Raw genomic sequence first — 24,506 nt, 5'->3', positions numbered from 1 at the left:
TTATTGTGCAAGGAAATTTACACGGAGAAGCCGTGGGGAGCTGGTAGTGAAAGAGGAGGAGAGAGAACCCCCATAAAGCAAAGAGGGTTGTCATCGGGGCGCGCATCAGGCTCAGGCCCATACGGCGCGATGCAAAACAATCAGGCCCGCAAGGGGCCTGATTGATCACAAGGGGAGGGTGGTTGCCGATCAGCGGGCGCGTACCACCAGACCCTTGAGGTAGAAGCCTTCCGGATAGGCGGTACCGATGGGATGATCAGAGGCCTGGGAGAGCAGCTCCAGGATCTGGGCATCGCGACCGGCATCGAGGGCCGCATCGGCAACGATCTTCTGGAACAGGCTCTGCTCCATCAGGCCGGAGCAGGAGTAGGTCAAGAGCACGCCACCCGGCGCCAGCAGCTGGAACGCCAGCATGTTGATGTCCTTGTAGCCTCGGCAGGCACCCAGCAGCTGGGCCTTGCTCTCGGCAAACTTGGGCGGATCCAGCACGATGACATCGAACTTCTCGCCCTTCTCGCGGTATTCACGCAGCAGCTTGAACACGTCGTGACGGACAAACTGGGTGTTGCTGGTATCCAGCCCGTTCAGCTCGGCATTCTGGCGGGCAATATCCAGCGCATTCTGGGAGAGATCGACGTTGACCACTTCCTTGGCGCCGCCCTTGAGGGCATAAACGCCAAACCCGCCGGTGTAGCAGAAGCAGTTGAGCACCCTCTTGCCTTCGGTGTACTTGGCGGCAGCCTGACGGTTGTCACGCTGATCCAGATAGAAACCGGTTTTATGGCCGTTACGAATGTCTACCAGGATCTTGACGCCGCCATTCTCCTCGATGACCACCGGTTCGTTCGGGGTCTCGCCATAGATGACGCCGGTGCGCTCTTTCAGCCCTTCCTTCTTGCGCACTGCCACGTCGGAGCGCTCATAGATGCTGCACTCGGGGTAGAGGGTACGCAGCGCTTGCGTTATCAGCTCACGCTGGAACTCAGCGCCGGCAGAGAGGATCTGGCACACCAGAAAATCGGCATAACGGTCGATGGTCAGACCCGGCAGGCCGTCGGATTCGGCGGCGCACAGGCGATAACCAGTGAGGCCCTGACGCTTGATCAGCGGATCGCGAGACTCCTGCGCATATTTGAGACGACGGATAAAGAAGTCGAGATCGACGGTCTCATCCTTGTCGAAGGTCCAGACCCGGGCACGGATCTGGGAGCTGCCTGACCAGGCGCCACGGGCGAGCCACTTGCCATCGTTGGCATAGATCTCGACGGTATCGCCGTCAATGGGGTTGCCCTGAACCCGCTCAATCCCCTTGGAGAAGATCCAGGGGTGGCGACGCAGCAGGGATTTTTCGCGGCCTTTGACGAGATAGATGGAAGCGCTCATGGATGTTTGCCGATGGTAGAAAGAAAAGGGGCCACATTCTATGTGGCCCGCAAGTAAAACTCAAACAACCCTGTGTAATGGATGGGGCTGCCCTGATCTGACACCTCATATGGTCAGAGTTTAATCCCCTTGAGTGCCTGGGTCAGCTCGCTGGCGGTGGCTTTCAGCCCCTGCGTACCGGCTACCGAGGCGCTGGCGGACTCTTCCACCTGCGCCGCCTCATGGCGCACCTGATCCAGATTGTGGGTGATCTCGGCGGCAACCGAGCTCTGCTCCTCGCTGGAGGTGGCTATCTGGGTGCTCATCTCCAGGACCGCATCGCTGTGGTTGCTCAGCTTCTCGATATCGAGCCCCACCGCGCTGATGAGCTGCTGGCTGCTGGTGGCGCGCCCCACGGTTTTCTCCATGATCTCGTTCAGCGCCCCGGTACCGGTCTGCAGCTCTTCGATCATCTGCTGGATCTCCACCGTCGCCTGCTGGGTACGGCTGGCGAGGGTACGCACTTCGTCGGCCACCACCGCAAAGCCGCGACCCTGCTCACCGGCCCGTGCCGCTTCGATAGCGGCGTTGAGGGCCAGCAAGTTGGTCTGCTGGGAGATGGCGTTGATGACGTTGACCACCTCGTTGATCCGGTTGGCGTTGTGGGTCAGACGCTCGACCGCACCGGAGGCGTTGCCAATCTCGTCGGCCAGGGTGCGGATCGCTTCGATGGTGCGGGCTACCCGGTTGGCGCCATTGGCTGCCTCTTCGCTCGACTGGCGGGTCTGCTGCAGGGTGTCGTTGGCATTGCGCGCCACTTCGCGGATCGCCGCCGACATCTGCTCCATGGCAGTGGCCAGTGAATCCATGTGCTGGCGCTGGGAACGCGCCATGGTCTCGCCTTCGCGGGCATGGTCACGAAACTCGTCAGCGGCCATGGTCAGCGCTTCGGCAGACTCTTCCACCAGTTTGACGATCTGGTGCTGGCGGTCGGTAAAGCGGTCGATGCTGCCCGCCAGGGTGGAGAACTCGTCCCGCACCGGAAAGAAGTTGAGACGGAAGGTGAGATCCCCGTCCGCCACGGTTTGCAGCGCCTTGTTGGTGGAGTAGAGCGCACCGGAGACAAAGGTCATCATGTAGTGGATCACCAGTGCCATCAGGGCGGCCAGCGCGCCGATCAGGAGCAGGGTCGAGCCCTGATCCTCCCACATGGAGAGGTTGCCGGTGTCGAGATCGCCGATGACGTAGCCTGCCTGACCCGCTGGCGCGCTAAAGAGGTAGTGACCTCCTTGCTGCTGCAACCCGCTGCTGCCTTGCCGGGTCAGACGCAGATCAGCAGGCAACACCAGAGTGGGCTGCTGGCTGACCAGCTGCGCCGTGGTTTCGACCCGTTGTTGCAACTGCGCTACCCGCAGGGAGATCTCCTGCTGATGGCTGGCCGCCAGCATATACCAGCTGAGAAAGGCGATGATGAAGAGAGGTAACCAGAACGCGATATGGAATTTTTCACTGATGGTGAGGTGAATGAGATAGCGGTCAACCCACCGGAATTTAACTTCTTTCATAATGGAGCTGCATCCTGCAGAGATAGAGTGTCGGGCACATTATCGTCTCGGGAATTTTTTTCTTAAGCGGAAGGTGTGAGAAATGGGAGAGCAATCGTTTGTCATTCGGGTGTGGGGGCTGGTGCAGGGGGTGGGATTTCGCTATTTCACCCGCGAGCGGGCGCTGCAACTGGGTTTGCGGGGCCATGCCTACAACCTGGAGGATGGCTCGGTGGAGATCCTCATCAGCGGCCCCGCGCAGGGGGTGCAGATGATGCTGGGGTGGCTGGAGCATGGCCCGCGCACCGCCAGAGTGACCCGGATGGAGTATGAGGAGGCGCTGCCGCCCACCGGCCAGGGCTTTCACACCAACTGATCTGTCGGGGACATCATGACTGCCGATACGCGTGATCCCTTGCTGGCGCAGGCCCGGGTGCTGGTTGCCAGCTACCACCATGCTGCTCGCGCGGTGCGCCGTGAAGCGAGCGAAACCCATGTCCATGGTTATCGCATCGCTGCGCGCCGCATGCAGGCGCTGCTTGCATTATGGCGACCCGCCCTTTGCCATCCAAAACTGGAACGACGGCTGCAGCGGGCCATTGGCCGACTCTCGGCCCTGCGCGATGCACAGGTTTACGCCGCGCGCTTTGGCGCGTCATCCACAATCGTCTTGCCCAGGGTGACGGTTCCCCTTTTTTCGGGCCTGCTTGCCCACTGGCTGGATGCATTGGAGCAAATTCCCGATACCTCAGGGCTGGCTCGTCACTACCGGCGCCACCTTGCCCGTCGCCTCGATGGAGCATTGAGCCGACTTGATGAGCGCCCGGCTGGCGACGTCTCCCATCGCCAGCAGCTGCGTCGCTGGCATCATCTGCGCCTTGAGATAAAACAGGCGCGCTACGGCGCCGAGTTACTGCTGGAGCTGGGGGCGGGAGAGGCGCAGTGGGTCAGCGCCTTTAGTCATTGGCAGGAACGGCTCGGGCAGTTACAGGATTGGCGGCAGTGGCGGAGCGCCCTGAAAGGAAACAAGCGGCAGCGCAGGGTGAGGTGCAAACTCAAGCTCAAGATAGTGACGCGATTGCGCCGCCTCGATTGTCAGCAGGCGGAACTGGTGGGGCTCAAGGTGGCGATGCTGGATAGCCCGCTCTAACCATCTTGCCGGATGCTCAACGGGAGTAATCCGCAGAGTCGCAGAGATTTAAAAGAGTGCAGAGACAAAAAAAGAGGCCCGCAGGCCTCTTTTGTATGGGGTCGATGCGCTTACTTGACGCGCATGCCCGGCTGGGCGCCTTCCTGCGGCTCCAGGATCCAGAGATCCTTGCCGCCCGGGCCTGCGGCCAGCACCATGCCTTCGGACATGCCGAAACGCATTTTGCGTGGCGCCAGGTTGGCCACCATCACGGTCAGTTTGCCTTCCAGATCTTCCGGGTTGTAGGCGGACTTGATACCGGCAAACACCTGACGGGTTTCGCCGCCGATATCCAGTTGCAGCTTGAGCAGCTTCTCGGCTTCCGGTACCGCTTCGGCCTTCTTGATCAGCGCGACGCGCAGGTCAATCTTGGCAAAATCGTCATAGGTGATGGTTTCGCTGATGGGGTCATCAGCCAGCGGGCCGGTCACTTTCGGTGCCTGCTCTTTGGCCAAATCTTCCTTGGATGCCTCGATCATGGCTTCAATCTTCGCCGGCTCGATGCGGGAGAAGAGGGCCTTGAACGGGGCTAGGGTGTGATCGACCAGCGGCATCTCGATGCCATCCCAGCTGAGGGTTTCGGCCAGGAAGGCTTCGGCACGCTCGGCCAGCAGCGGCATGACAGGCTTCAAGTAGGCCATTAGCACGCGGAACAGGTTGATACCGACGGAGCAAACCGCTTGCAGCTCGGCATCTGCCCCTTCCTGCTTGGCGATAACCCAGGGAGCCTTGTCGTCCACATAGCGGTTTGCCTTGTCGGCCAGCGCCATGATTTCACGGATGGCGCGGCTGAACTCGCGGCTCTCATAAGCCTCGGCAATGGCGGTGCGCGCATTGGCGAATTCGGCGTAGAGCTCGGGTTCGGCGCAGGTTGCCGCCAGCTTGCCGCCAAAACGCTTGGCAATAAAGCCGGCGTTGCGGGAGGCGAGGTTAACCAGCTTGTTGACCACGTCAGCGTTGACGCGCTGCACGAAATCTTCGAGGTTCAGGTCCAGATCGTCGATGCGGCTGTTGAGCTTGGCGGCGTAGTAGTAACGCAGGCACTCCGGATCCAGGTGGTTCAGGTAGGTAGATGCCTTGATGAAGGTGCCCTTGGATTTGGACATCTTGGCGCCGTTGACGGTCACATAACCGTGCACGTTGACCTTGGTCGGTTTGCGGAAGTTAGCACCTTCCAGCATGGACGGCCAGAACAGGCAGTGGAAGTAGGCGATGTCCTTGCCGATGAAGTGGTAGAGCTCGGCCTCGGAGTCCGCTTTCCAGTAGCTGTCAAAGTCGATGTCGCCACGCTTGTTGCACAGGTTCTTGAAGGAAGCCATGTAACCGATGGGGGCATCCAGCCAGACGTAGAAATACTTGCCCGGCGCGCCGGGAATTTCGAACCCGAAGTAGGGGGCGTCACGGGTGATGTCCCACTGCTGCAAGCCGCTCTCGAACCACTCCTGCATCTTGTTGGCCATCTCTTCCTGAATGGCGCCGGAGCCGCGTACCCACTCAGAGAGCCATTTTTCAAATTGCGGCAGGTCGAAGAAGAAGTGCTCGGAGTCCTTCATTACCGGAGTTGCGCCGGAGACAGCAGATTTCGGTTCGATCAGCTCGGTCGGGCTGTAGGTAGCGCCGCAGCTGTCGCAGTTGTCGCCATACTGCTCCGGAGACTTGCACTTGGGGCAGGTCCCCTTGACGAAACGATCCGGCAGGAACATGGACTTTTCCGGATCGAACAGCTGGGAGATGGTGCGGCTCTTGATAAAACCACCATTTTTCAGACGGCCATAGATCAGCTCCGCCAGCTCGCGGTTTTCTTCGCTGTGGGTTGAGTGATAGTTGTCAAAGCTGATGTTGAACCCGGCGAAATCTGCCTGGTGCTCCTTGGAGACCGCAGCGATCATCTCTTCTGGGGTGATCCCCATCTGCTGTGCCTTGAGCATGATCGGGGTGCCGTGGGCATCATCGGCACAGATAAAGTGCACCTGATGACCGCGCATTCGCTGATAACGAACCCAGATATCGGCCTGGATATGTTCCAGCATGTGGCCAAGGTGAATGGAGCCATTGGCATAGGGGAGGGCGCAGGTTACCAGCATTTTACGAGGATCAGTTGCCATATTACGTTCTTGATGTGCTTGTTGGGATGATAGAGTGCCGTGCATGTTACCCGAATTGGGGGTAGCCTGCCTAGGGTTGTGGCTGTGCCGGGCTTGGCCGGATACACCATCAGCACCGCAGGCAAGCCACTGATTTGTGTGCGGTAACCGTTCACCTCAAGATAATGACAACATAATGAGGAGTTAATGGTGATTGATTCAGTAAAACAGATCCTCGCCGAATTTAAGCCAGCAGGCTGGCACAAGGATCTGGTGGATGCCGGATTCGTTCGCGAGATCATCAATCAGGGTCAGGGGCTTACTATCCGGCTGGTATTGCCGTTTGCCGGTCTCTCGCTGCTCGATCAGCTCAAAGAGAACTACGATGCCAGACTGCGCAGCGCCACCGGTGCTGCCCGTATCGACTGGGCACTGGAGATTGACGTCGCCAGCATGCCGCGGGCGCAGGGCCTCAATGCCGTGCAGGGCATTCGCAACATCATCGTGGTTGCTTCCGGCAAGGGGGGGGTGGGCAAATCCACCACCGCGGTCAATCTGGCGCTGGCCCTGCAAAAAGAGGGTGCGCGGGTCGCTATTCTCGATGCCGATATCTATGGCCCTTCCATTCCCACCATGATGGGCACTCTCAAGGAGCGCCCGGTCAGCCATGACGGCAAGCTGATGGAGCCGGTGATGGCCTGCGGCCTCAAGAGCAACAGCATCGGCTATCTGGTCTCCGAGCAGGATGCCACCATCTGGCGCGGCCCGATGGCGAGCAAGGCGCTGGCGCAGATCCTCCATGAGACCCGCTGGGGCGAGGTGGATTATCTGGTGGTAGATATGCCGCCGGGCACTGGCGATATCCAGCTCACCATGGCCCAGCAGGTGCCCACCTCGGCGGCGGTGATCGTTACCACCCCGCAAGATGTGGCGCTGGCCGATGCCCGCAAGGGGATAGCCATGTTCAACAAGGTCAATGTGCCGGTGCTCGGCATCATCGAGAACATGAGTTACCACGTCTGCAGCGCCTGCGGTCACCATGAGCCGCTGTTCGGTACCGGTGGCGGCCAGAAGATGGCAGAGCAGTATCAAGTGGCACTGCTTGGTCAATTACCGCTGCACATCGATATCCGCCAACACATGGATGATGGCTGTCCGACGGTGTTCGGCGCACCGGAAGGAAGCCTGGCTCAGGCCTATTTGAAGCTGGCACGCAGGGTAGGGGCTGAACTCTTTTTCAGCGCAAAACCGATTGCGACCCCCCTCTATGCCATGGCGCTGGATGAATAATCGGCGGTCGGTCACTTGAAAGGGAATTGAGGGTGGGCATGACCCACCCTTTTTTATATAATGGATCGGTTTAAACCATCCCCACTGCTCTTCTCTTTTAGGTATTTGTCATGTCTGATACTCAACATTCGTGTGTGATCATCGGTATTGCGGGCGCATCTGCGTCTGGCAAAAGTCTTATAGCCCAGACCATTTATGAAGAGCTGGTGGCCGAACTGGGCGCAGGTCAGATTGGTGTGATCACCGAAGATTGCTACTACCGTGATCAGACCCACCTGACCATGGAAGAGCGGGTCAAGACCAACTATGACCACCCCAACGCGCTGGATCACGACTTGCTGGTACAGCACCTGAGCCAGCTGGTCAAAGGTGACGCAGTTGCCATTCCCCAGTACTCCTACACCGAACACACCCGGATGAGCGAAGTGACCCCGTTTGCGCCGCGCCGGGTGATCATTCTGGAAGGGATCCTGCTGCTGACCGACAGCCGTCTGCGGGATCTGATGGATGCCTCCATCTTTATGGATACCCCGCTCGACATCTGCCTGCTGCGCCGTCTGGTGCGTGATGTTCAGGAGCGTGGCCGTACCATGGACTCCGTGCTCAAGCAGTACCAGAAGACAGTGCGTCCGATGTTCCTGCAGTTTATCGAGCCGTCCAAACAGTATGCCGATGTGATCGTGCCCCGTGGTGGCAAGAATCGCATCGCCATCGACATGCTCAAGGCGCGTATTCGCCACATGTTGATTGGTTAAGATGAAACAAGCCGGGTGATGCCCGGCTTTTTTAAAAGCACAATTTGTCAGGAGAGTCGCCCATGCGTCTGTGTGATACCGATATTGAACGCCATCTGGATGAAGGCAAGATCGTCATTGAGCCACGGCCCGGGGTAGAGCGGATCAGTGGTGTCAGTGTCGATGTGCTGTTGGGTAACGAGTTTCGGGTGTTTCGCGATCATACCGCGCCCTATATCGACCTGAGCGGCCCGAGCAGCGAGATGGCCGATGCCATCGATCGGGTGATGAGTGACGAGATCCACATCCCCGATGGCGAAGCCTTCTACCTTCACCCGGGTCAGCTGGCCCTGGCGGTGACCTACGAATCCGTCACCCTGCCGGCCGATATCGTCGGCTGGCTGGATGGCCGCTCTTCACTGGCGCGCCTGGGTTTGATGGTGCACGTGACCGCGCACCGGATCGATCCGGGTTGGTCCGGTCGCATCGTGCTGGAGTTCTACAACGGCGGCAAACTGCCGCTGGCACTGCGCCCGAAGATGAAGATCGGCGCCTTGAACTTCGAGATGCTCTCCGGCGTCGCGGCCCGTCCCTACAACAAGCGGGAAAATGCCAAGTACAAGAGCCAACAGGGCGCCGTTGCCAGTCGTATCAATCAGGACTGATAACTGGCAACACGGCAACGATGCAAGGGAGCACAAGGTGCTCCCTTTTTGCATCTGGAATCAAACGGATATGGGGTTGATGGTGCTGGTCGGATGAGATTGGCGGGGCAGGGACGTTTTATCACCACTTTCGCCCGTTTTTCTGTCATAAAAACGTCATAAAAATGAAATTATTGGCTTAATTGTCAGCTATTTTTGCCCTTTCCCGCAATCATTGATGGCTTTAATTAATCGATGGCAAGCCGCATGAAGACTGGCTCTAGGATATTTTTTTCCAAAAAGCTCTTTTTTTTTATGGCTGAAATATTTCAATGGTGGCTATGGTGTTGGCCGCCATCTGGCATAATCCGCCGCAACTCATAAACAGGCTTTTTTTTATGTTTGAAATGTTTAGTGGTTTGGGTTTGTGGTGGTCAATCGGTTTGGTATTGGCCGTTTTTTTTGTGCTTGCCTATGAATTTATCAATGGCTTTCACGATACCGCCAACGCGGTAGCAACGGTTATCTATACCAAGGCGATGCCAGCTCACCTGGCGGTCGTCGCATCGGGGATCTTCAACTTTTTTGGCGTCATGTTCGGCGGACTGGGTGTGGCCTATGCCATTGTCCATCTGCTGCCCATCGACCTGCTGCTTGGGATGGACTCCACCCAAGGGTTGATCATGGTCTTCTCCTTGCTGTTTTCCGCCATCGTGTGGAACTTGGGCACCTGGTTCTTCGGGATCCCGGCCTCCAGTTCACATACCTTGATCGGTTCCATTCTGGGGGTAGGCGGCGCCTATGCCTGGATCACCCATAAACCGGTGACAGAAGGGATTAACGTGGGCAAAGCGATCGACATCATGCTCTCCCTCATCATCTCTCCCACCATCGGCTTCATCATCGCGGCGCTGCTGCTGCTGGCGATGAAGCGCATCTGGACCAGCAACAAGATCCACAAAACGCCGGAAGAGCGTCAGCTGGTGGATGGCAAGAAGCACCCGCCATTCTGGGCGCGTCTGACCCTGGTGGCCTCGGCCATGGGCGTCAGCTTCGTACACGGCTCCAACGATGGTCAGAAGGGCATCGGTCTGGTGATGCTGGTGCTGATCTGCATGGCGCCAGCCTATTTCGCACTGGACATGAACAGCCGCGCCTATGATCTGGACCGGACCCAGGATGCCAACCAGCGCATCATGGAGATCTACCAGCGCAACCAGTCCGCCCTCTCTGGCGTCATCAACTTCTCTGCACCGGCAACGGCTCAGGAAGAGCTGATGACCCACTGCTCCGCCGATGGCGTGCTACAGGCGATGGCCACCCTGGATGCCCGTCTGGGTGCCGTGCGTACTTATGATCAGATGAGCCTGACCGACCGCCGCGAAGTGCGTCGTTTGCTGCTCTGTATCGATGACACCGCCCGCAAGGCTGCCAAGCTGCCGCTGCCAGCCAAGGAGCTGACCGATCTGGCCAAATGGCGCAAGGATCTGACCGCGACCGCTGAATACGCACCGACCTGGGTGATCGTCTCCATCGCGCTGGCGCTGGGTTGCGGCACCATGGTGGGCTGGCGTCGTATCGTTCATACCGTGGGCGAGAAGATCGGCACCACCGGCATGACCTACAGCCAGGGCATTGCGGCCCAGATCACGGCTGCAACCTCCATCGGGGTCGCCAGTCTGACCGGTATGCCGGTGTCCACCACCCACATCCTCTCTTCTGCGGTGGCGGGTACCATGATTGCCAACAAATCCGGCCTGCAGAGCCAGACCATCAAGACCATCCTGATGGCCTGGGTGTTGACCCTGCCGTTGACCATGCTGCTTTCCGGCGGCCTGTTCATCGTCAGCCATCATCTGTTTGGTTGATCTGCCGCGTTCATAACGCGCATCACAATGACAATGCCGCCCGGTCGAAAGAGCGGGCGGCATTTTTTATATGCAGGATAGGTCGTGTCTCGTGAGCGCAGGAATATGGCTTGCAGGGATGTTAGGAGCGGGTCAGAAATCCCAGCCAGATTGCGGTATTGGTTCGGGTTGATCGCCTTCATGAGCCTTGCGCCGCGCAGCCTCGACCCGGCGTTTGCGATCCCGGCACAAGCGCATCACCTCTTGTTGCTGGGCAGGGGTCATGGTGAGCCAGTTGAAACGCTCTTCGCGATTGCGCAGGCACCCCTTGCAGTAGCCTTTGTTGTTCACTTCGCAGACCCCGATGCAGGGGCTCTGCAGCGGGAATATTTCGAGCTGTTCCATCCATCACCTCGCACATCCTGTCACCTTGTTATAACCCAGCGGATCCCCTTTGGAGAAATCCTGCTTCAAGTGATTGATGTCGTTTGCTTTCCCCCTGCAAATTTGGCATCTTCCCCGCCGAGCATGGCTCTTGGCGTTATATGAGGACATATGAACAAACACGCGTACTGGCTGACCGCCGCAGTGCTGGGACTGGCCGGTTGTGCGGGCAACTCTGACAAAGCAGAAGTGCCCAAAAAACAGACCGACAACAGATGCTTTCTTAACTGCGAGGTGCCGGAAAATCTGGGCAAGCAGTATCTGGACGGGACCTTGCCAGAGGATCTGGTGAGGGTGGAGCGGGTCAATAGCCGTGCGCGTGCCGACTACAGCAAGTTTGGCCCGCAAAGCAGACTGGTATTGGAACGCTCCGGCAAGATGACCCGCCGTTATGGCGAACTCTATCATCAGCTCTCCCGCTGGATAGCGGGCGGTGGCAATCCTGCCGATATTACCCGTTACGGTATCAGCCTGGCCCAGCTGGGCGGTGCCGATCGCATGGGTAACGTGCTCTTTACCGGTTACTACTCGCCGGTGCTGGAGGTGCGCCACCGCCCGGATGCCAAGTACAAATACCCCATCTATGCCATGCCCAAATGTGGCGGTCGCTGTCCGACCCGGGCCGAGATCCATCAGGGGGCCCTGGCCAACCGCGGGCTGGAGCTGGGTTACAGCAAATCCCTTATCGACAACTTCCTGATGGATGTGCAGGGCTCGGGCTTTGTCCACTACGGGGATGACGATCGGCTGCAATATCTGGGCTACAGCGGCAAGAACGGCCACGGTTACGTCAGTATCGGCCGGGTACTGATCGACCGCGGTGAAGTGCCCAAAGAGCAGATGTCGATGAAGGCCATCAAGGAGTGGGCCAACCGACAGCCGGAGGAGAGCGTCAAGGAGCTGGTGGAGCAGAACCCCTCCTATGTCTTCTTCGAGCGCCGCCCGACCAATGATGTGATCGGCGCGGCCGGTATCCCGCTGCTGCCGCTGGCGGCCGTTGCCGCCGACAAGACCCTGCTGCCGATGGGTACCCCGATCCTCGCCGAAGTTCCTTTGCTCGATAAAGAGGGCAACTGGACCGGCAAGCACCAGCTGCGCTTGTTGATTGCGCTGGATGTGGGCGGGGCGGTGAAGAAGGGACACCTCGATCTCTACCACGGTATGGGTGAGAAGGCTGGTGTCGCAGCCGGTCACTACAAGCACTTCGGCCGGGTCTGGAAGCTTGGCCTGCACCACGGGCCGACTGCCGCCCCCTGGTTGTAATCCTCTGAGGCTTTGGGCGTCTGTCATCGGGCGCCCGAGCAATGTGAAGAGACAAAGAAAGCCGCCGGATTGCTCCGGCGGCTTTCTATTTTGTGAGAGTGGCAGCTGGTGGCGGTGTCAGCTCTTCTGGATATCCAGCCGGATGGCGCCGACCGGTTTGCAGCAGCAGGGGAGACACTCCCCTTGGGCGACAAATGCCAGCGGCACATTGGGGTAGTGCACCTTGCCAGCCATCAGCGGAGTGCGGCAAGCGCCGCAATAGCCGCTGCGACACTGGAACTCCACATGATGACCATGGCGCTCCAGGGTCTCCAACACGCTTTCGCCGGGATGGGCGTGCAGCACGGCACCATCCCGGGTATGTACCCGTGGTGCCACGACCGCATGCTGTTCGGCAGGTGCGTGCGGGGCAGGGGTCAGCGTGTTGGTGGCGTCACTCACAGCTCGAAATCACCCAGGTCGTCGGCATTGACTTCGCTGTCGATCTGACCAACCAGATAGGAGCTGACCTCTACCTCTTGCGGGGCGACCTGCACGTTGTCGGATGACAGCCAGGTGTTGATCCAGGGGATCGGGTTCTGCTTGGTGCCGGCAAAGGCTGGCTGCAGGCCGACCGCGCTCATGCGCAGGTTGGTGATGTACTCCACATACTGGCAGAGGATGTCCTTGTTCAGGCCGATCATGGAGCCGTCCTGGAACAGGTACTCGGCCCACTCTTTCTCCTGAATGGCCGCCTCCTTGAAGATCTCGAAGCAGGCCTGTTCGCACTCGGCGGCGATCTCGGCCATCTCCGGGTCATCCTGGCCGGTGCGCATCAGGTTCAGCATGTGTTGGGTGCCGGTGAGGTGCAGCGCTTCGTCGCGGGCGATCATCTTGATGATCTTGGCGTTGCCTTCCATCAGTTCGCGCTCGGCGAAGGCAAAGGAGCAGGCGAAGCTGACGTAGAAGCGGATCGCTTCCAGTGCGTTGACACTCATCAGGCACAGGTAGAGCTTCTTCTTGAGCGCGCGCAATGTGATGGTCACTTCGCGGCCAGCGACGGTGTGGGTCCCTTCACCATGCAGGTTGTAGAGGGCGGTCGCTTCGATCAGGTCGTCGTAGAAGTGGCTGATGGAGCCGGCGCGCTTCAAGATCTGCTCGTTGGTCACGATGTCGTCGAACACCTGGGCGGGGGTGTTGACGATATTGCGGATGATGTGGGTGTAGGAGCGAGAGTGGATGGTCTCGGAGAAGGCCCAGGTCTCAATCCAGGTTTCCAGCTCCGGAATGGAGACCAGCGGCAGCAGGGCCACGTTGGGGCTGCGGCCCTGAATGGAGTCCAGCAGAGTCTGGTACTTCAGGTTGGAGATGAAAATGTGCTGCTCGTGGGGCGGCAGGGCCTGATAGTCGATGCGATCACGGGAGACATCCACCTCTTCCGGGCGCCAGAAGAAGGAGAGCTGCTTCTCGATCAGTCGCTCGAACACTTCGTGCTTTTGTTGATCATAACGGGCTACGTTGACCGATTGGCCAAAAAACATCGGCTCTTTGAGCTGGTCGTTTTGGGTTTGGCAGAAAGTTGAATAGGCCATGGTTACCAGAATATGTGAATAGAGAAAACAGGAGAGCGGGAGCTTGTCGCTCCCGCCCGGTTATCAGTTCTTGCCGTGACTTAGATTTTGCAAGCCCCGCCAGCGCAACCGTCATCTTGCAGATCGGTCTGGGCATCGTCTGCACCATCACGGGTGTTGTGATAGTACAGGGTCTTGAGGCCGTATTTGTAGGCGGTCAGCAAGTCCTTGAGCAGCTGTTTCATCGGGACTTTGTTGCCTTCGAAACGGGCAGGGTCGTAGTTGGTGTTGGCGGAGATCGCCTGATCCACAAACTTCTGCATGATACCGACCAGCTGCAGGTAGCCGTCAACGCTCGGTTGCTTCCAGAGCAATTCGTATTGATCTTTCAGGCGATCATACTCGGGTACTACCTGTTTGAGAATGCCGTCTTTGGAGGCCTTGACCGACACCAGACCGCGCGGCGGCTCGATGCCATTGGTGGCGTTGGAGATCTGGCTGGAGGTCTCGCTCGGCATCAGGGCGGTCAGGGTGGAGTTGCGCAAGCCCACGGACTTGATCTCTTCACGCAGACTTTCCCAATCCAGATGCAACGGCTCGTTGCACAGCGCATCCAGATCCTTCTTGTAGGTGTCGATCGGCAGGATGCCCTGGGCATAGGTGGTTTCGCCAAACAGCGGGCAGGGGCCAAATTCGCGGGCCAGCTGCACGGAGGCTTTCAGCAGGTAGTACTGGATCGCCTCGAAGGTGCGGTGAGTCAGCGCCAGACCTGAGCCGTCAGAGTAGCGGGCACCGTTTTTGGCCAAGTAGTAGGCGTAGTTGATGACGCCGATCCCCAGGGTGCGACGACCCATGCTGCCCTTCTTGGCGGCGGCAATCGGGTAGTCCTGATAGTCGAGCAGGGCGTCGAGGGCACGCACGGCCAGATCTGCCATCTCTTCCAGATCTTCCAGCTTCTCGATGGCACCAAGGTTGAAGGCGGAGAGGGTGCACAGGGCGATTTCGCCACTCTCGTCGTCGATGTTGTTGAGCGGCTTGGTCGGCAGCGCAATTTCGAGGCAGAGGTTGGACTGGCGTACCGGCGCCACGCTCGGGTCGAACGGGCTGTGGGTGTTGCAGTGATCGACGTTCTGGATGTAGATGCGACCGGTACCGGCACGCTCCTGCATCATCAGGGAGAAGAGGTCTACCGCTTTCAGGGTCTTCTTGCGAATGGCCGGATCCTGCTCGTACTTGACGTAGAGCTCTTCGAACTTGTCCTGATCGGCAAAGAAAGCATCGTACAGACCCGGCGCATCGGACGGGGAGAACAGGGTGATGTCACCGCCCTTGATAAGGCGCTGGTACATCAGCTTGTTGATCTGCACGCCGTAGTCCATGTGACGAACACGGTTCTCTTCCACGCCGCGGTTGTTCTTCAGCACCAGCAGGCTTTCCACTTCGGTGTGCCACAGCGGGTAGAACAGGGTGGCCGCACCGCCGCGCACGCCGCCCTGGGAGCAGCACTTCACGGCAGTCTGGAAGTATTTGTAGAAGGGGATGCAACCGGTGTGGAACGCTTCGCCACCACGGATGGGGCTGCCCAGACCGCGGATGCGACCGGCGTTGATGCCGATACCGGCGCGCTGGGAAACGTAACGCACGATGGAGCTGGCTGTGGCGTTGATGGAGTCCAGGCTGTCATCGCACTCGATCAGTACGCAAGAGCTGAACTGACGGGTCGGGGTGCGCACGCCGCTCATGATCGGGGTCGGCAGGGAGATCTTGAAGGTCGAGACCGCATCATAGAAGCGCTTGATGTAGTCCAGACGGGTATCTTTCGGATACTTGGAGAAGAGGCAGGCCGCAACCAGCATATAGAGGAACTGCGGGCTCTCGTAGATCTCGCCGGTAACGCGGTTCTGGACCAGATATTTGCCTTCCAGCTGTTTGACTGCCGCGTAGGAGAAATCCATGTCGCGCCAGTGATCCAGATGGGTGTTCAGCTCTTCGAATTCGGCCTGGGTGTAGTCTTCCAGCAGGTGCTTGTCGTATTTGCCCATGTCCACCAGACGAGCCACGTGCTGGTAGAGGTGGGGCGGTTCGAACTGGCCGTAGGCCTTCTTGCGCAGGTGGAAGATGGCCAGACGGGCTGCCATGTATTGGTAGTCCGGGGTCTGCTCGGAGATGAGGTCAGCCGTCGCCTTGATGATGGTTTCGTGAATGTCGGCGGTACGGATACCGTCATAGAACTGGATGTGGGATTTGAGCTCTACCTGGGAGACCGACACGTTGTCGAGCCCTTCGGCGGCCCAGTCCAGCACGCGGTGAATTTTATCCAGATCGATGGGTTCTTTGTGTCCGTTACGCTTCGTCACAAACAAGTTCATTGGCTGATGACCTTCAGTTGATTCCCGAAAAACCATCGCACAATGGCGCCACCCAGGCCCCGGCGGTGTGCGGGAGTTGGGTAGAGATTGTGCGATGAATCACAAGATGTAGTGTTATTTTAAGTTCGAGCTACAAGATAGTGAGGTCAGCCCGCCATTGCAATGTGTGGATAAGTGACGAGCTGTGGATAAATTGTGAGTCTTGCCCCATCAGTTAGTGACCGCTCACAGTGAGCGGGTTTTCATTCGTCCGCTCCGCTAAATGCAAGTCTCCCGAGCGAAGATGGAAAATTTAAATAACTTTTTTTGCTTGCGAAACGGGGGGCTTTTTACTAGCAAACGGCGGCTGATTATCCCTTATGCAACAAGGGTCAAAAGCTGTCCAGTTGTCGCAGCCGCGGGCTCAGCGTGGCAAGGGGTTTGCATCAGATGACGGTGGTTTGTGGCCGTTTTGTGACGGTTGCGAGCTTGTCAAATGGGTATCCAATAGGCAGAAAGCTGCCTTTATTATCCATGAATAAACGAGTGATGGTGGCGCAGGACGCGGGTGCGTAAAGGAAGAGATGCAAGGGGCGAAGAGTCTCTTCGCCCCCGTTATCGCTTATCAGCCGGTAAGGCTGCGCGTTACGCTTTGGCCGTCAACTCATAGCGCAGCCAGTGGTGCAGGGCCTGCACGGTATCAAACTGCAGATCGGCGCCCCACAAGGCGGGATCTTCCTCATCATTGAGATAGCCCCAGCCAGCGACCGCGGTGCGCATGCCAGCATTGCGGCCCGCTTCGATATCCCGCACATGATCCCCCACATAGAGGCAGTGAGCCGCCTCGACCCCCAGCTTCTCACAAGCAAAGAACATGGGGGCGGGGTCGGGCTTGCGTACCGGCAGGGTGTCGGCGCTGACGGTGACGCCGCAACTGGCAAGCTGTGGCAGGGCTGCCAGCAGTGGCTCGGTGAGAAAACCCGGCTTGTTGGTGACGATGCCCCAGGGGAGCTGTTTTTCATCCAGCCACTCGATAAGATCCACCATTCCCACATAGGGGCGGGTACCGACGCAGAGATTGGCCGCGTAGTAGTCGAGCAGGGCATTGCGCAGGCGGGTGGCCCCCAGCTCCTCAAGCAGTTCGTCGCCGAGGCCCGCTTTCAGCAGCCCGAGCGCCCCGTGGGAGGTGGTCTGACGAATAATCTCGTCAGAGAGCGGCGCAAAGCCTTCGCTGATCAGGACATGGTTGACGGCGGCCCCCAGATCCGGGGCGGTGTCGAGCAGGGTGCCGTCCAGATCGAACAGCACACCGCGCAGGGGCAGAGGGTGAGAGGCGCTCATCAACCGTGCTCCGGGCGGACAAACTCCACCATATAGTTGACGTCGACATTCTTGCCGAGCTTGAACTGGTTGGTGAGGGGGGCGTAGTGGACGCCGCTCATGTCCCGCACCAGCAGGCCAGCTGCTTCCCCCATGCGACACAATTCGGCCGGGGTGATGAATTTTTTGTGATCGTGGGTACCCTTGGGCACCATCTTCATCAGGTATTCGGCCCCGATGATCATCATCAGATAGGATTTGGGGTTGCGGTTGATGGTGGAGACGAACACCCGGCCGCCCGGGCGTACCAGAGTCGCGATGGCGCGCAACACGGAGGCGGGGTCCGGCACATGCTCCAGCATCTCCATGCAGGTGACCACGTCATACTGGCCTGGCACTTCGGCGGCATGGGCTTCGGCAGTGATCTGGCGGTACTCGAGCTCGACACCCTGCTCCAGGGCGTGCAAGCGGGCGACGCCGAGGGGTTCCTTGCCCATGTCGATGCCGGTGACCTTGGCACCACGGCGGGCCATGCTCTCGGAGAGGATGCCGCCACCACATCCGATATCGAGAATGCGCTTGCCAAACAGACCGCCACTTTTGTCGGTGATCCAGTCAAGGCGTACCGGATTGATTTGATGCAGGGGTTTGAATTCACCCTCCATGTCCCACCAGCGGGAGGCGATGGCTTCAAACTTGGCGATTTCTGTCAGATCGACATTGGCATCACTGTTCATTTTTCGAAGATCCTGTGGCAGGGCGCCCGCTGCTGAGTCATGGGCGCAATCTATTGTCCTGGCGGGCATTATAACGGACGGACTTTGTCACACCAGCCCGATCTGATACCCGATTTGTGGCTTAAGGTATTTGGCTCAGTGTGTTACCATGTCGCGCTGTTTAAGCCAAAGAACAACTAATTAGGGATAAGGCTTTCTATGAGCGATCTGGCCAGAGAGATCACGCCGGTCAACATCGAAGAAGAGCTCAAGAGTTCCTATCTTGATTACGCCATGAGCGTGATCGTAGGACGAGCTCTGCCGGATGTGCGTGATGGCTTGAAACCGGTTCACCGCCGCGTTCTGTTTGCTATGAACGAGTTGGGGAACGACTGGAACAAGCCCTATAAAAAATCGGCCCGTGTGGTCGGTGACGTAATCGGTAAATATCACCCGCACGGCGATATCGCTGTGTATGACACCATTGTCCGGATGGCGCAGGATTTCTCCATGCGTTACATGCTGGTCGATGGTCAGGGCAACTTCGGTTCAGTCGACGGCGACAGCGCCGCGGCGATGCGTTATACCGAAGTGCGGATGGCCCGCATCTCCCACGAGCTGCTGGCCGATCTGGACAAAGAGACCGTGGACTGGGTGCCGAACTACGACGGCACCGAGATGATCCCGGCTGTCATGCCTACCAAGGTTCCCAACCTGCTGGTCAACGGCTCCTCCGGTATTGCGGTGGGTATGGCGACCAACATTCCGCCTCACAACCTCACCGAGATTGTCAATGGCTGTCTGGCGCTGATCGAAAATGGCGACCTCACCATTGACGAGCTGATGACCTACATCACCGGCCCGGATTTCCCCACCGGCGGCATCATTAACGGTCGTTCCGGCATCGTGCAGGCGTACCGTACCGGTCGTGGCTCCATCTATGTGCGGGCCAAAGCTGAAGTGGAAGTGGACGAGAAGACCAGTCGCGAGACCATCATCGTTCACGAGATCCCCTATCAGGTGAACAAGGCTCGACTGATCGAGAAGATCGCCGAGCTGGTCAAAGAGAAGAAGATCGAGGGCATCAGTGCCCTGCGCGATGAGTCTGACAAAGACGGCATGCGCATCGTTATCGAGATCAAGCGCGGCGAGTCCGGCGAGATTGTGCTGAACAATCTCTACAAGCACACCCAGATGCAGACCACGTTCGGCATCAACATGGTGGCGCTCGATAACAACCAGCCCAAGGTGATGAACCTTAAAGAGATCCTGGATGCGTTCCTGCTGCACCGCCGTGAAGTGGTGACTCGCCGGACCGTGTTCGAACTGCGCAAGGCGCGCGATCGGGCACACATTTTGGAAGGTCTGGCGGTTGCGCTGGCCAACATCGATCCCATCATCGAGCTGATCCGTCACAGCGCGACCCCGGCCGACGCGAAAGCGGGCTTGGTTGCCAAGGGCTGGGAACTCGGCAACGTGGCCGCCATGCTGGAAAAAGCGGGCGACGATGCGGCACGGCCAGAGTGGCTGGAGCCCGAGTTCGGTATCCGTGAAGGTCAATATTTCCTGACCGAACAGCAAGCCCAGGCCATCCTTGACCTGCGTCTGCACAAGCTGACCGGCCTCGAGCACGAGAAGATTCTGGAAGAGTACCAATCTCTGCTGGATCTCATCGCCGAGTTGCTGCACATCCTGGCGAGCCCGGCTCGTCTGATGGAAGTGATCCGCGATGAACTGCTGGCCGTGCGCGAGCAGTATGGCGACGAGCGTCGCACCGAGATCAGCATGTCCAGTGCCGAGATCAACATCGAAGATCTGATCACCCCGGAAGACGTGGTGGTTACCCTGTCTCACCAGGGCTATGTGAAGTATCAGCCTCTCTCCGACTACGAGGCCCAGCGCCGCGGTGGTCGTGGCAAGTCGGCCACCCGGATCAAGGAAGAGGACTTTGTGGAGCGTCTGCTGGTGGCCAACACCCACGACACCATTTTGTGCTTCTCCACCCGTGGCAAGGTCTACTGGCTCAAGGTTTACCAGCTGCCGGAGGCGTCCCGTGGCGCCCGTGGTCGTCCGATCATCAACCTGCTGCCGCTGGAAGAGGGTGAGCGTATCACCGCTATCCTGCCGGTGAAGGAGTATGACGCCGAGAAGTATGTGTTCTTCGCCACCGCCAACGGTACCGTGAAGAAGACCAGTCTCTCTGACTTCAGCCGTCCGCTCTCCTCCGGTATCCGCGCCATCAACCTCAAAGAGGGTGATGAGCTGATCGGGGTGGATATCACCGACGGCAGCAACGAGATCATGCTCTTCTCCGACGCGGGCAAAGTCGTTCGCTTCGCGGAAGGCAGCGGTCGCGCTGATGCCGATGTCAGCGATGACGTTGAAACCGACGACGATGCCGGCAATGACGATGATGGCAGCGACAACGGCGAAGGCACCGAAAGCAAGGGCACCTTCAAGGGCGTGCGCCCGATGGGTCGTACCGCCGCCGGTGTACGCGGCATCAAGCTGGGTGCCGGTGACAAGGTGGTTTCCCTCATCGTTCCGCGCGGCGAAGGTGCCATCCTCACCGCCACCGAGAACGGTTACGGCAAGCGGACTGCGTTGGCCGAATACCCGACCAAGAGCCGTGGTACCCAGGGCGTTATCTCCATCAAGGTGGATGAGCGTAATGGCAAGGTGATCGATGCGATCCAGGTCGAAGATACCGACCAGATCATGCTGATCACCAACGGCGGTACCCTGGTGCGTACCCGTGTTGCCGAGGTGAGTGTCATTGGCCGTAACACCGGCGGTGTCCGTCTGATCCGTACCGGTGAAGACGAGACCGTGGTGGGCCTGCAGCGCATCGCCGAGAGCGACGAAGACGAGAACGACGCTTTGGCGGTTGACGGTGAGGTATCTGAAGGTACCGATACCGCGACCGGCACTGATGCGGTCGATGCAGGGGAAGCGGGCGACGAGTAATCGTCACCAGTTACCCGAGCAACGTCTTTGTCTAGTCCTGAAATAGGTTTACACATTTTCGGCTAGCTTTGCTCCACTCAGAACCCCCGATGTACCGCATCGGGGGTTCTGTATTTCAACGCATGATGCGGCCGCTCCGCGTTATAAATATCCACCGCTTCACGCACCATCTCCCGCGCTTGCGTCAAATCCTGCGGGCTTTGCAACAATAACTCTCCTTTCAAAATCCCGTTCACCCGCTCCGCCAACGCATTCTGATAACAGTCATACCCATCCGTCATCGAGCACTTCACCCCGTACCGTTCATGTAGTGACTGATACAGCCCAGAGCAATACTGCACGCCGCGGTCCGAGTGATGGATAAGCACCCCGCCGCCACGTCGTTGCTTCAGCGCTTTCTTGAACGCCATCGCAACCGACTCGGCATGCATCCCTTCGTGCACGTGATGACCCACTATCTTGCGTGAGTACGCATCCGTCACCAGGCTCAGGTACAGCGGCCCGCTCCTGGCTGGCAGATAGGTGATATCAGCAACCCAGACCTGCTCCGGGGCCACCGGCGTAACCTGCTCTGGCCCCGCCTTGAGCAAGTTGGGATGACGGTAGAAACGGTGAAAACTGTGGGTGGTCTTGTGATACGCCCGTCTGGGTGGCACCAGCAAGCGGTGCTCGGCCAATATCCGAAACAGCCTGTCACGCCCTACCTTGAGCCCGCCATCATCCTGACCCTGCAGCAGATAATGCAGCTTGCGGGTGCCCACCCGAGGCTGTCGCAGTCGAACCTGACGCACGAAGCGCACCACCTGCAATCCCTGTGCATGGCGCTCGTCGGCGACCCGATTGCGCTTGTAGTAGGCTTGCCGGCTTATCCCCAGAAACAGGCAAGCCCTGACAATGGTCAGTCTCTCGACTTGCCGCTGCGAGAGGACTTGCCGGGTCGCTTTTTTACGATGGAGACGCCGTAGTCATTCTTCAGTACATCGACGACCGCCTCAAAGAACTGGGCTTTCTGACTCATCAGCGCCAGCTGCTGCTCGAGTTCCTTAATGCGCTGTTCGGGCGTCTGGTTGTCGTGGTCAGGCATGGTGATGCTCCTGCCGGCACGCACAGAAGCCCCCTGGCTCCAATCTTGCCGACCATGTTTACGCAACCATACCAGAACGGTGGAGCGGCCCTGAATGCCATAACGCACCTGAGCCTGTTTGTAGGTGAGCTCGCCTTTTTCAATCTGCTCGACCAGTGCCAATTTAAAAGTCAGCGAGTAATCGCGCTGTGTCCGTTTCAGACCTTGTCCCATTGGGCTCTCCATTTATGTGGGGGAAAGGTGTAAACCATATTCAGGACGGGACAGACTCTCCGCTGATCTTACGGCTGGCTCACTCCTGCAGCCACATTCTGGCGCTGCGGGCGGGAATAGCGACCCGTACCCACTGGCTCTGCACGTTGACCACGGCCCCTTGGTCGAGCACGTCCCGATAGTTGCGATACCAGTTCATCTCGAACCTGGCGGTATCGAGCCAATACTCCTGCTCGTAGTCGCACTTGTTGATGCCGACCAGCCCTTGTTTGCCCCGTTTGAACAGCACGAAGCAGTCGCCACTGCCGACCAGCTGCATGGGTTGGCCCTGCACCGCATTGTGGAAGCGGATCATCCCCTTGAGATCGGCACGCTGGTAGTAATCCTGCCAGCGTAGTCCATCCTTGGCCTGAGTCTCGCCGTGATCCGAATAGACCAGCGGTGAGCCACCATCGCGGCCGAGCAGGTAGGCATAGGCCAGCTTCTCGTCAGTCTGGCTTAAGATCTGATAGCGGAAGCCGTCGTTGGTGGGGATGTCGTGGGTCACGGCAAAGGTGACGGCGCGATTGCTCGGTAGCGCCTGACCATAGGCGCCCGGATCCGCCAGCAGGTTCATGCTGCCACCGTAACTGAAGGCACCGCGCAGGGAGGCAAACAGCGGAAAGTCATAGGCTCCCTGACCGCTACTGTCGAGGTAGGGTTTGAGGAAGCGCTCGTAATCGGTGCTGCCAGCACCCCCAGTGGTGATCACCTCGCCAAACACGTGCATCCCCTGTTTGATTTCGGGGGTGAACACGGCATTGATCTGGTAATCGCTCATGTGTTTGACCGCATCTACCCGAAAACCCTTGATCCCCATCCCCTTGAGCGCCTTGAGATAGGCCTGTTGCTGGCTTACCACCCAGTTGTTGGGCTCCAGATCCGGCAGCCCCTTGTCACCGGCACCGCCACAGAGACGCCAATACTGGACATGACCCGGATCGCTCCAGTCGCTGATGCACCCTTCGGGATGAAAATCCTGACCGGAGAGGAAGTTTTGCCCCAGATCGCCAAACAGTTTCTGGCGCTCGAAATAGGCCGGGTTGCTGGCGTAGCTTTGCAGCAGCTCGTTGCCGGGATAGTTGAGGTCCTGGCGTTTCCAGCTTTCGTTGGCCATGTGGTTGAGCACCACATCGGCATAGACGGCGATGCCCCGCGCCTTCATGGCGGCGATCAGCTGCTCGAGATCCTGCTTGTTGCCAAGAGGGGAGTCGACAAGACGCAGATCCTGCGGCTGGTAACGGGCCCACCACTCGTTGCCTGATGACTTGAGAGGCGGCGAGATGAGTACCTGTTTGTAACCGGCCGACTTGATAAGGTCGGCTTTGGCGGTCACTTCACTGTACTTCCAGTTGAAGGCGTGAAGTATGACGTCGGCGTGCGCCAAGGGGGCGATCAGCATGCCTGCGATCGCCCATATTCCCGCTGTGTGTTTCATTATTGTGTCCCTGTTTTTATAGATGCCTGAATGGGCAAGCCAGCTTTGGCGGGAACAGAGTGAGCTGCAATCCACAACCTGCAGATTTGTGACCGCTTTCAGGATGATTTCACCGAATATGTGAACTGTTTCGGCTTTTCCTCGCCATCGCCAGTTGCCTTTTTACAAGTGATTTTTTGTCATTTCCCTGTCATTCCCAGTCGCTATCCTGCCGGGCAAGTGGTGCGTTGTTGCCATCACCTTCACCGTCAGGAGCTGCATATGACCAGTTGGATCACGTGGGAAATTTGGTGGAGCCGGGTATGGGGCAAATCAGAGGTGCCGCAGTATGAAGAGGATGAGCACGAAGTGGCTCATGAACCCTCGCGACTACCGGTTGAAATGGTGCAGCAGGGTCGGGATCAGCGCGCAGGCTAAGGCGTTAGCCCTG

The 24,506-nt window shown here is 58.6% G+C and carries 20 protein-coding genes; 9 read left to right on the top strand and 11 right to left on the bottom strand.

The window, feature by feature from the left end; all coding sequences use genetic code 11:
- Positions 1 to 189: 189 nt before the first annotated feature.
- Positions 190 to 1,383 (bottom strand): class I SAM-dependent methyltransferase, encoded by a 1,194-nt coding sequence (locus VF684_RS07405; RefSeq protein ID WP_005336736.1) that lies wholly within the window; start codon positions 1,381 to 1,383, stop codon positions 190 to 192.
- A gap of 113 nt (positions 1,384 to 1,496) precedes the next feature.
- Entirely contained in the window at positions 1,497 to 2,927 is a 1,431-nt protein-coding gene (locus VF684_RS07400; protein WP_376898373.1) for a methyl-accepting chemotaxis protein, read from the bottom strand.
- A gap of 82 nt (positions 2,928 to 3,009) precedes the next feature.
- On the opposite strand from VF684_RS07400, the gene VF684_RS07395 reads away from it, so the two are divergent.
- Together VF684_RS07395 and VF684_RS07390 are read left to right on the top strand one after the other, a co-directional pair.
- Positions 3,010 to 3,282 (top strand): acylphosphatase, encoded by a 273-nt coding sequence (locus VF684_RS07395; RefSeq protein WP_201997667.1) that lies wholly within the window; start codon positions 3,010 to 3,012, stop codon positions 3,280 to 3,282.
- A 15-nt stretch (positions 3,283 to 3,297) separates the two neighbouring features.
- Entirely contained in the window at positions 3,298 to 4,056 is a 759-nt protein-coding gene (locus tag VF684_RS07390) for a CHAD domain-containing protein (protein ID WP_279455705.1), read from the top strand.
- Between the two features lie 110 nt (positions 4,057 to 4,166).
- Here VF684_RS07390 and metG read toward each other — a convergent pair whose 3' ends face one another.
- Positions 4,167 to 6,200: a methionine--tRNA ligase gene (metG, locus tag VF684_RS07385; protein WP_201997669.1), complete on the bottom strand. Its 2,034-nt coding sequence runs from the start codon at positions 6,198 to 6,200 to the stop codon at positions 4,167 to 4,169.
- Positions 6,201 to 6,386: 186 nt separating this feature from the next.
- Here metG and apbC point away from each other — a divergent pair, with 186 nt between their 5' ends.
- From apbC to VF684_RS07365, 4 genes are all read left to right on the top strand, one after another.
- Positions 6,387 to 7,469 carry an iron-sulfur cluster carrier protein ApbC gene (gene apbC / locus VF684_RS07380; protein ID WP_005345574.1) on the top strand — a complete coding sequence of 361 codons (1,083 nt, stop codon included), beginning with the start codon at positions 6,387 to 6,389 and terminating at the stop codon, positions 7,467 to 7,469.
- Positions 7,470 to 7,579: 110 nt separating this feature from the next.
- A complete protein-coding gene (gene udk / locus VF684_RS07375; RefSeq protein ID WP_005345570.1) occupies positions 7,580 to 8,224 on the top strand; it encodes a uridine kinase in 645 nt (214 codons plus the stop codon).
- A gap of 62 nt (positions 8,225 to 8,286) precedes the next feature.
- On the top strand, positions 8,287 to 8,868 hold the full coding sequence (gene dcd, locus VF684_RS07370; protein ID WP_005336719.1) for a dCTP deaminase: 582 nt from the start codon (positions 8,287 to 8,289) through the stop codon (positions 8,866 to 8,868).
- A gap of 377 nt (positions 8,869 to 9,245) precedes the next feature.
- On the top strand, positions 9,246 to 10,715 hold the full coding sequence (locus tag VF684_RS07365) for an inorganic phosphate transporter (protein ID WP_021230067.1): 1,470 nt from the start codon (positions 9,246 to 9,248) through the stop codon (positions 10,713 to 10,715).
- Between the two features lie 132 nt (positions 10,716 to 10,847).
- Here VF684_RS07365 and VF684_RS07360 read toward each other — a convergent pair whose 3' ends face one another.
- A complete protein-coding gene (locus VF684_RS07360; protein WP_040065610.1) occupies positions 10,848 to 11,099 on the bottom strand; it encodes a DUF1289 domain-containing protein in 252 nt (83 codons plus the stop codon).
- Positions 11,100 to 11,249: 150 nt separating this feature from the next.
- Here VF684_RS07360 and mltA point away from each other — a divergent pair, with 150 nt between their 5' ends.
- Positions 11,250 to 12,401 carry a murein transglycosylase A gene (gene mltA / locus VF684_RS07355; RefSeq protein WP_201912863.1) on the top strand — a complete coding sequence of 384 codons (1,152 nt, stop codon included), beginning with the start codon at positions 11,250 to 11,252 and terminating at the stop codon, positions 12,399 to 12,401.
- Positions 12,402 to 12,518: 117 nt separating this feature from the next.
- On the opposite strand, the gene yfaE is transcribed toward mltA, so the two are convergent.
- The 5 genes from yfaE to ubiG form a co-directional block, all read right to left on the bottom strand.
- A complete protein-coding gene (gene yfaE / locus VF684_RS07350) occupies positions 12,519 to 12,842 on the bottom strand; it encodes a class I ribonucleotide reductase maintenance protein YfaE (RefSeq protein ID WP_021230069.1) in 324 nt (107 codons plus the stop codon).
- The gene (gene nrdB / locus VF684_RS07345) at positions 12,839 to 13,972 is read right to left on the bottom strand and encodes a class Ia ribonucleoside-diphosphate reductase subunit beta (protein WP_159143713.1); all 1,134 of its coding nucleotides are present in this window, start codon (positions 13,970 to 13,972) and stop codon (positions 12,839 to 12,841) included. The genes yfaE and nrdB overlap by 4 nt, the downstream gene beginning before the upstream one ends.
- An 80-nt stretch (positions 13,973 to 14,052) precedes the next feature.
- Entirely contained in the window at positions 14,053 to 16,320 is a 2,268-nt protein-coding gene (nrdA, locus tag VF684_RS07340) for a class 1a ribonucleoside-diphosphate reductase subunit alpha (protein WP_019838757.1), read from the bottom strand.
- A 624-nt stretch (positions 16,321 to 16,944) separates the two neighbouring features.
- Positions 16,945 to 17,640, bottom strand: a complete 696-nt coding sequence (locus VF684_RS07335) for an HAD family hydrolase (protein WP_139441689.1) — start codon at positions 17,638 to 17,640, stop codon at positions 16,945 to 16,947.
- Positions 17,640 to 18,356, bottom strand: coding sequence for a bifunctional 2-polyprenyl-6-hydroxyphenol methylase/3-demethylubiquinol 3-O-methyltransferase UbiG (gene ubiG / locus VF684_RS07330; RefSeq protein ID WP_005352120.1), 717 nt, complete (start codon positions 18,354 to 18,356; stop codon positions 17,640 to 17,642). Before ubiG ends, VF684_RS07335 begins: the two co-directional genes overlap by 1 nt.
- Before the next feature lie 198 nt (positions 18,357 to 18,554).
- Here ubiG and gyrA point away from each other — a divergent pair, with 198 nt between their 5' ends.
- Positions 18,555 to 21,302 (top strand): DNA topoisomerase (ATP-hydrolyzing) subunit A, encoded by a 2,748-nt coding sequence (gene gyrA / locus VF684_RS07325; protein WP_043170192.1) that lies wholly within the window; start codon positions 18,555 to 18,557, stop codon positions 21,300 to 21,302.
- Between the two features lie 77 nt (positions 21,303 to 21,379).
- Here the strand turns inward: gyrA and VF684_RS07320 are convergent.
- Both VF684_RS07320 and VF684_RS07315 read right to left on the bottom strand, forming a co-directional pair.
- A protein-coding gene (locus tag VF684_RS07320) for an IS3 family transposase (RefSeq protein WP_440174047.1) occupies positions 21,380 to 22,599 on the bottom strand; the annotation gives its coding sequence in 2 pieces (ribosomal slippage) (positions 21,380 to 22,251 and positions 22,251 to 22,599; 1,221 coding nt in all).
- 79 nt (positions 22,600 to 22,678) lie between these two features.
- A complete protein-coding gene (locus tag VF684_RS07315) occupies positions 22,679 to 24,076 on the bottom strand; it encodes an alpha-amylase family protein (protein WP_440174045.1) in 1,398 nt (465 codons plus the stop codon).
- 261 nt (positions 24,077 to 24,337) lie between these two features.
- Between VF684_RS07315 and VF684_RS07310 the strand changes: the two genes are divergently transcribed.
- On the top strand, positions 24,338 to 24,493 hold the full coding sequence (locus tag VF684_RS07310) for a hypothetical protein (protein WP_421249836.1): 156 nt from the start codon (positions 24,338 to 24,340) through the stop codon (positions 24,491 to 24,493).
- Positions 24,494 to 24,506 lie beyond the last annotated feature (13 nt).

This window comes from Aeromonas sp. Lyrl_2 (assembly GCF_051948815.1).
GTDB lineage: Bacteria > Pseudomonadota > Gammaproteobacteria > Enterobacterales > Aeromonadaceae > Aeromonas > Aeromonas veronii.
The sequence above is the reverse complement of the archived record's forward strand: the minus strand, read 5'-3'. Positions and strand labels throughout refer to the sequence as shown.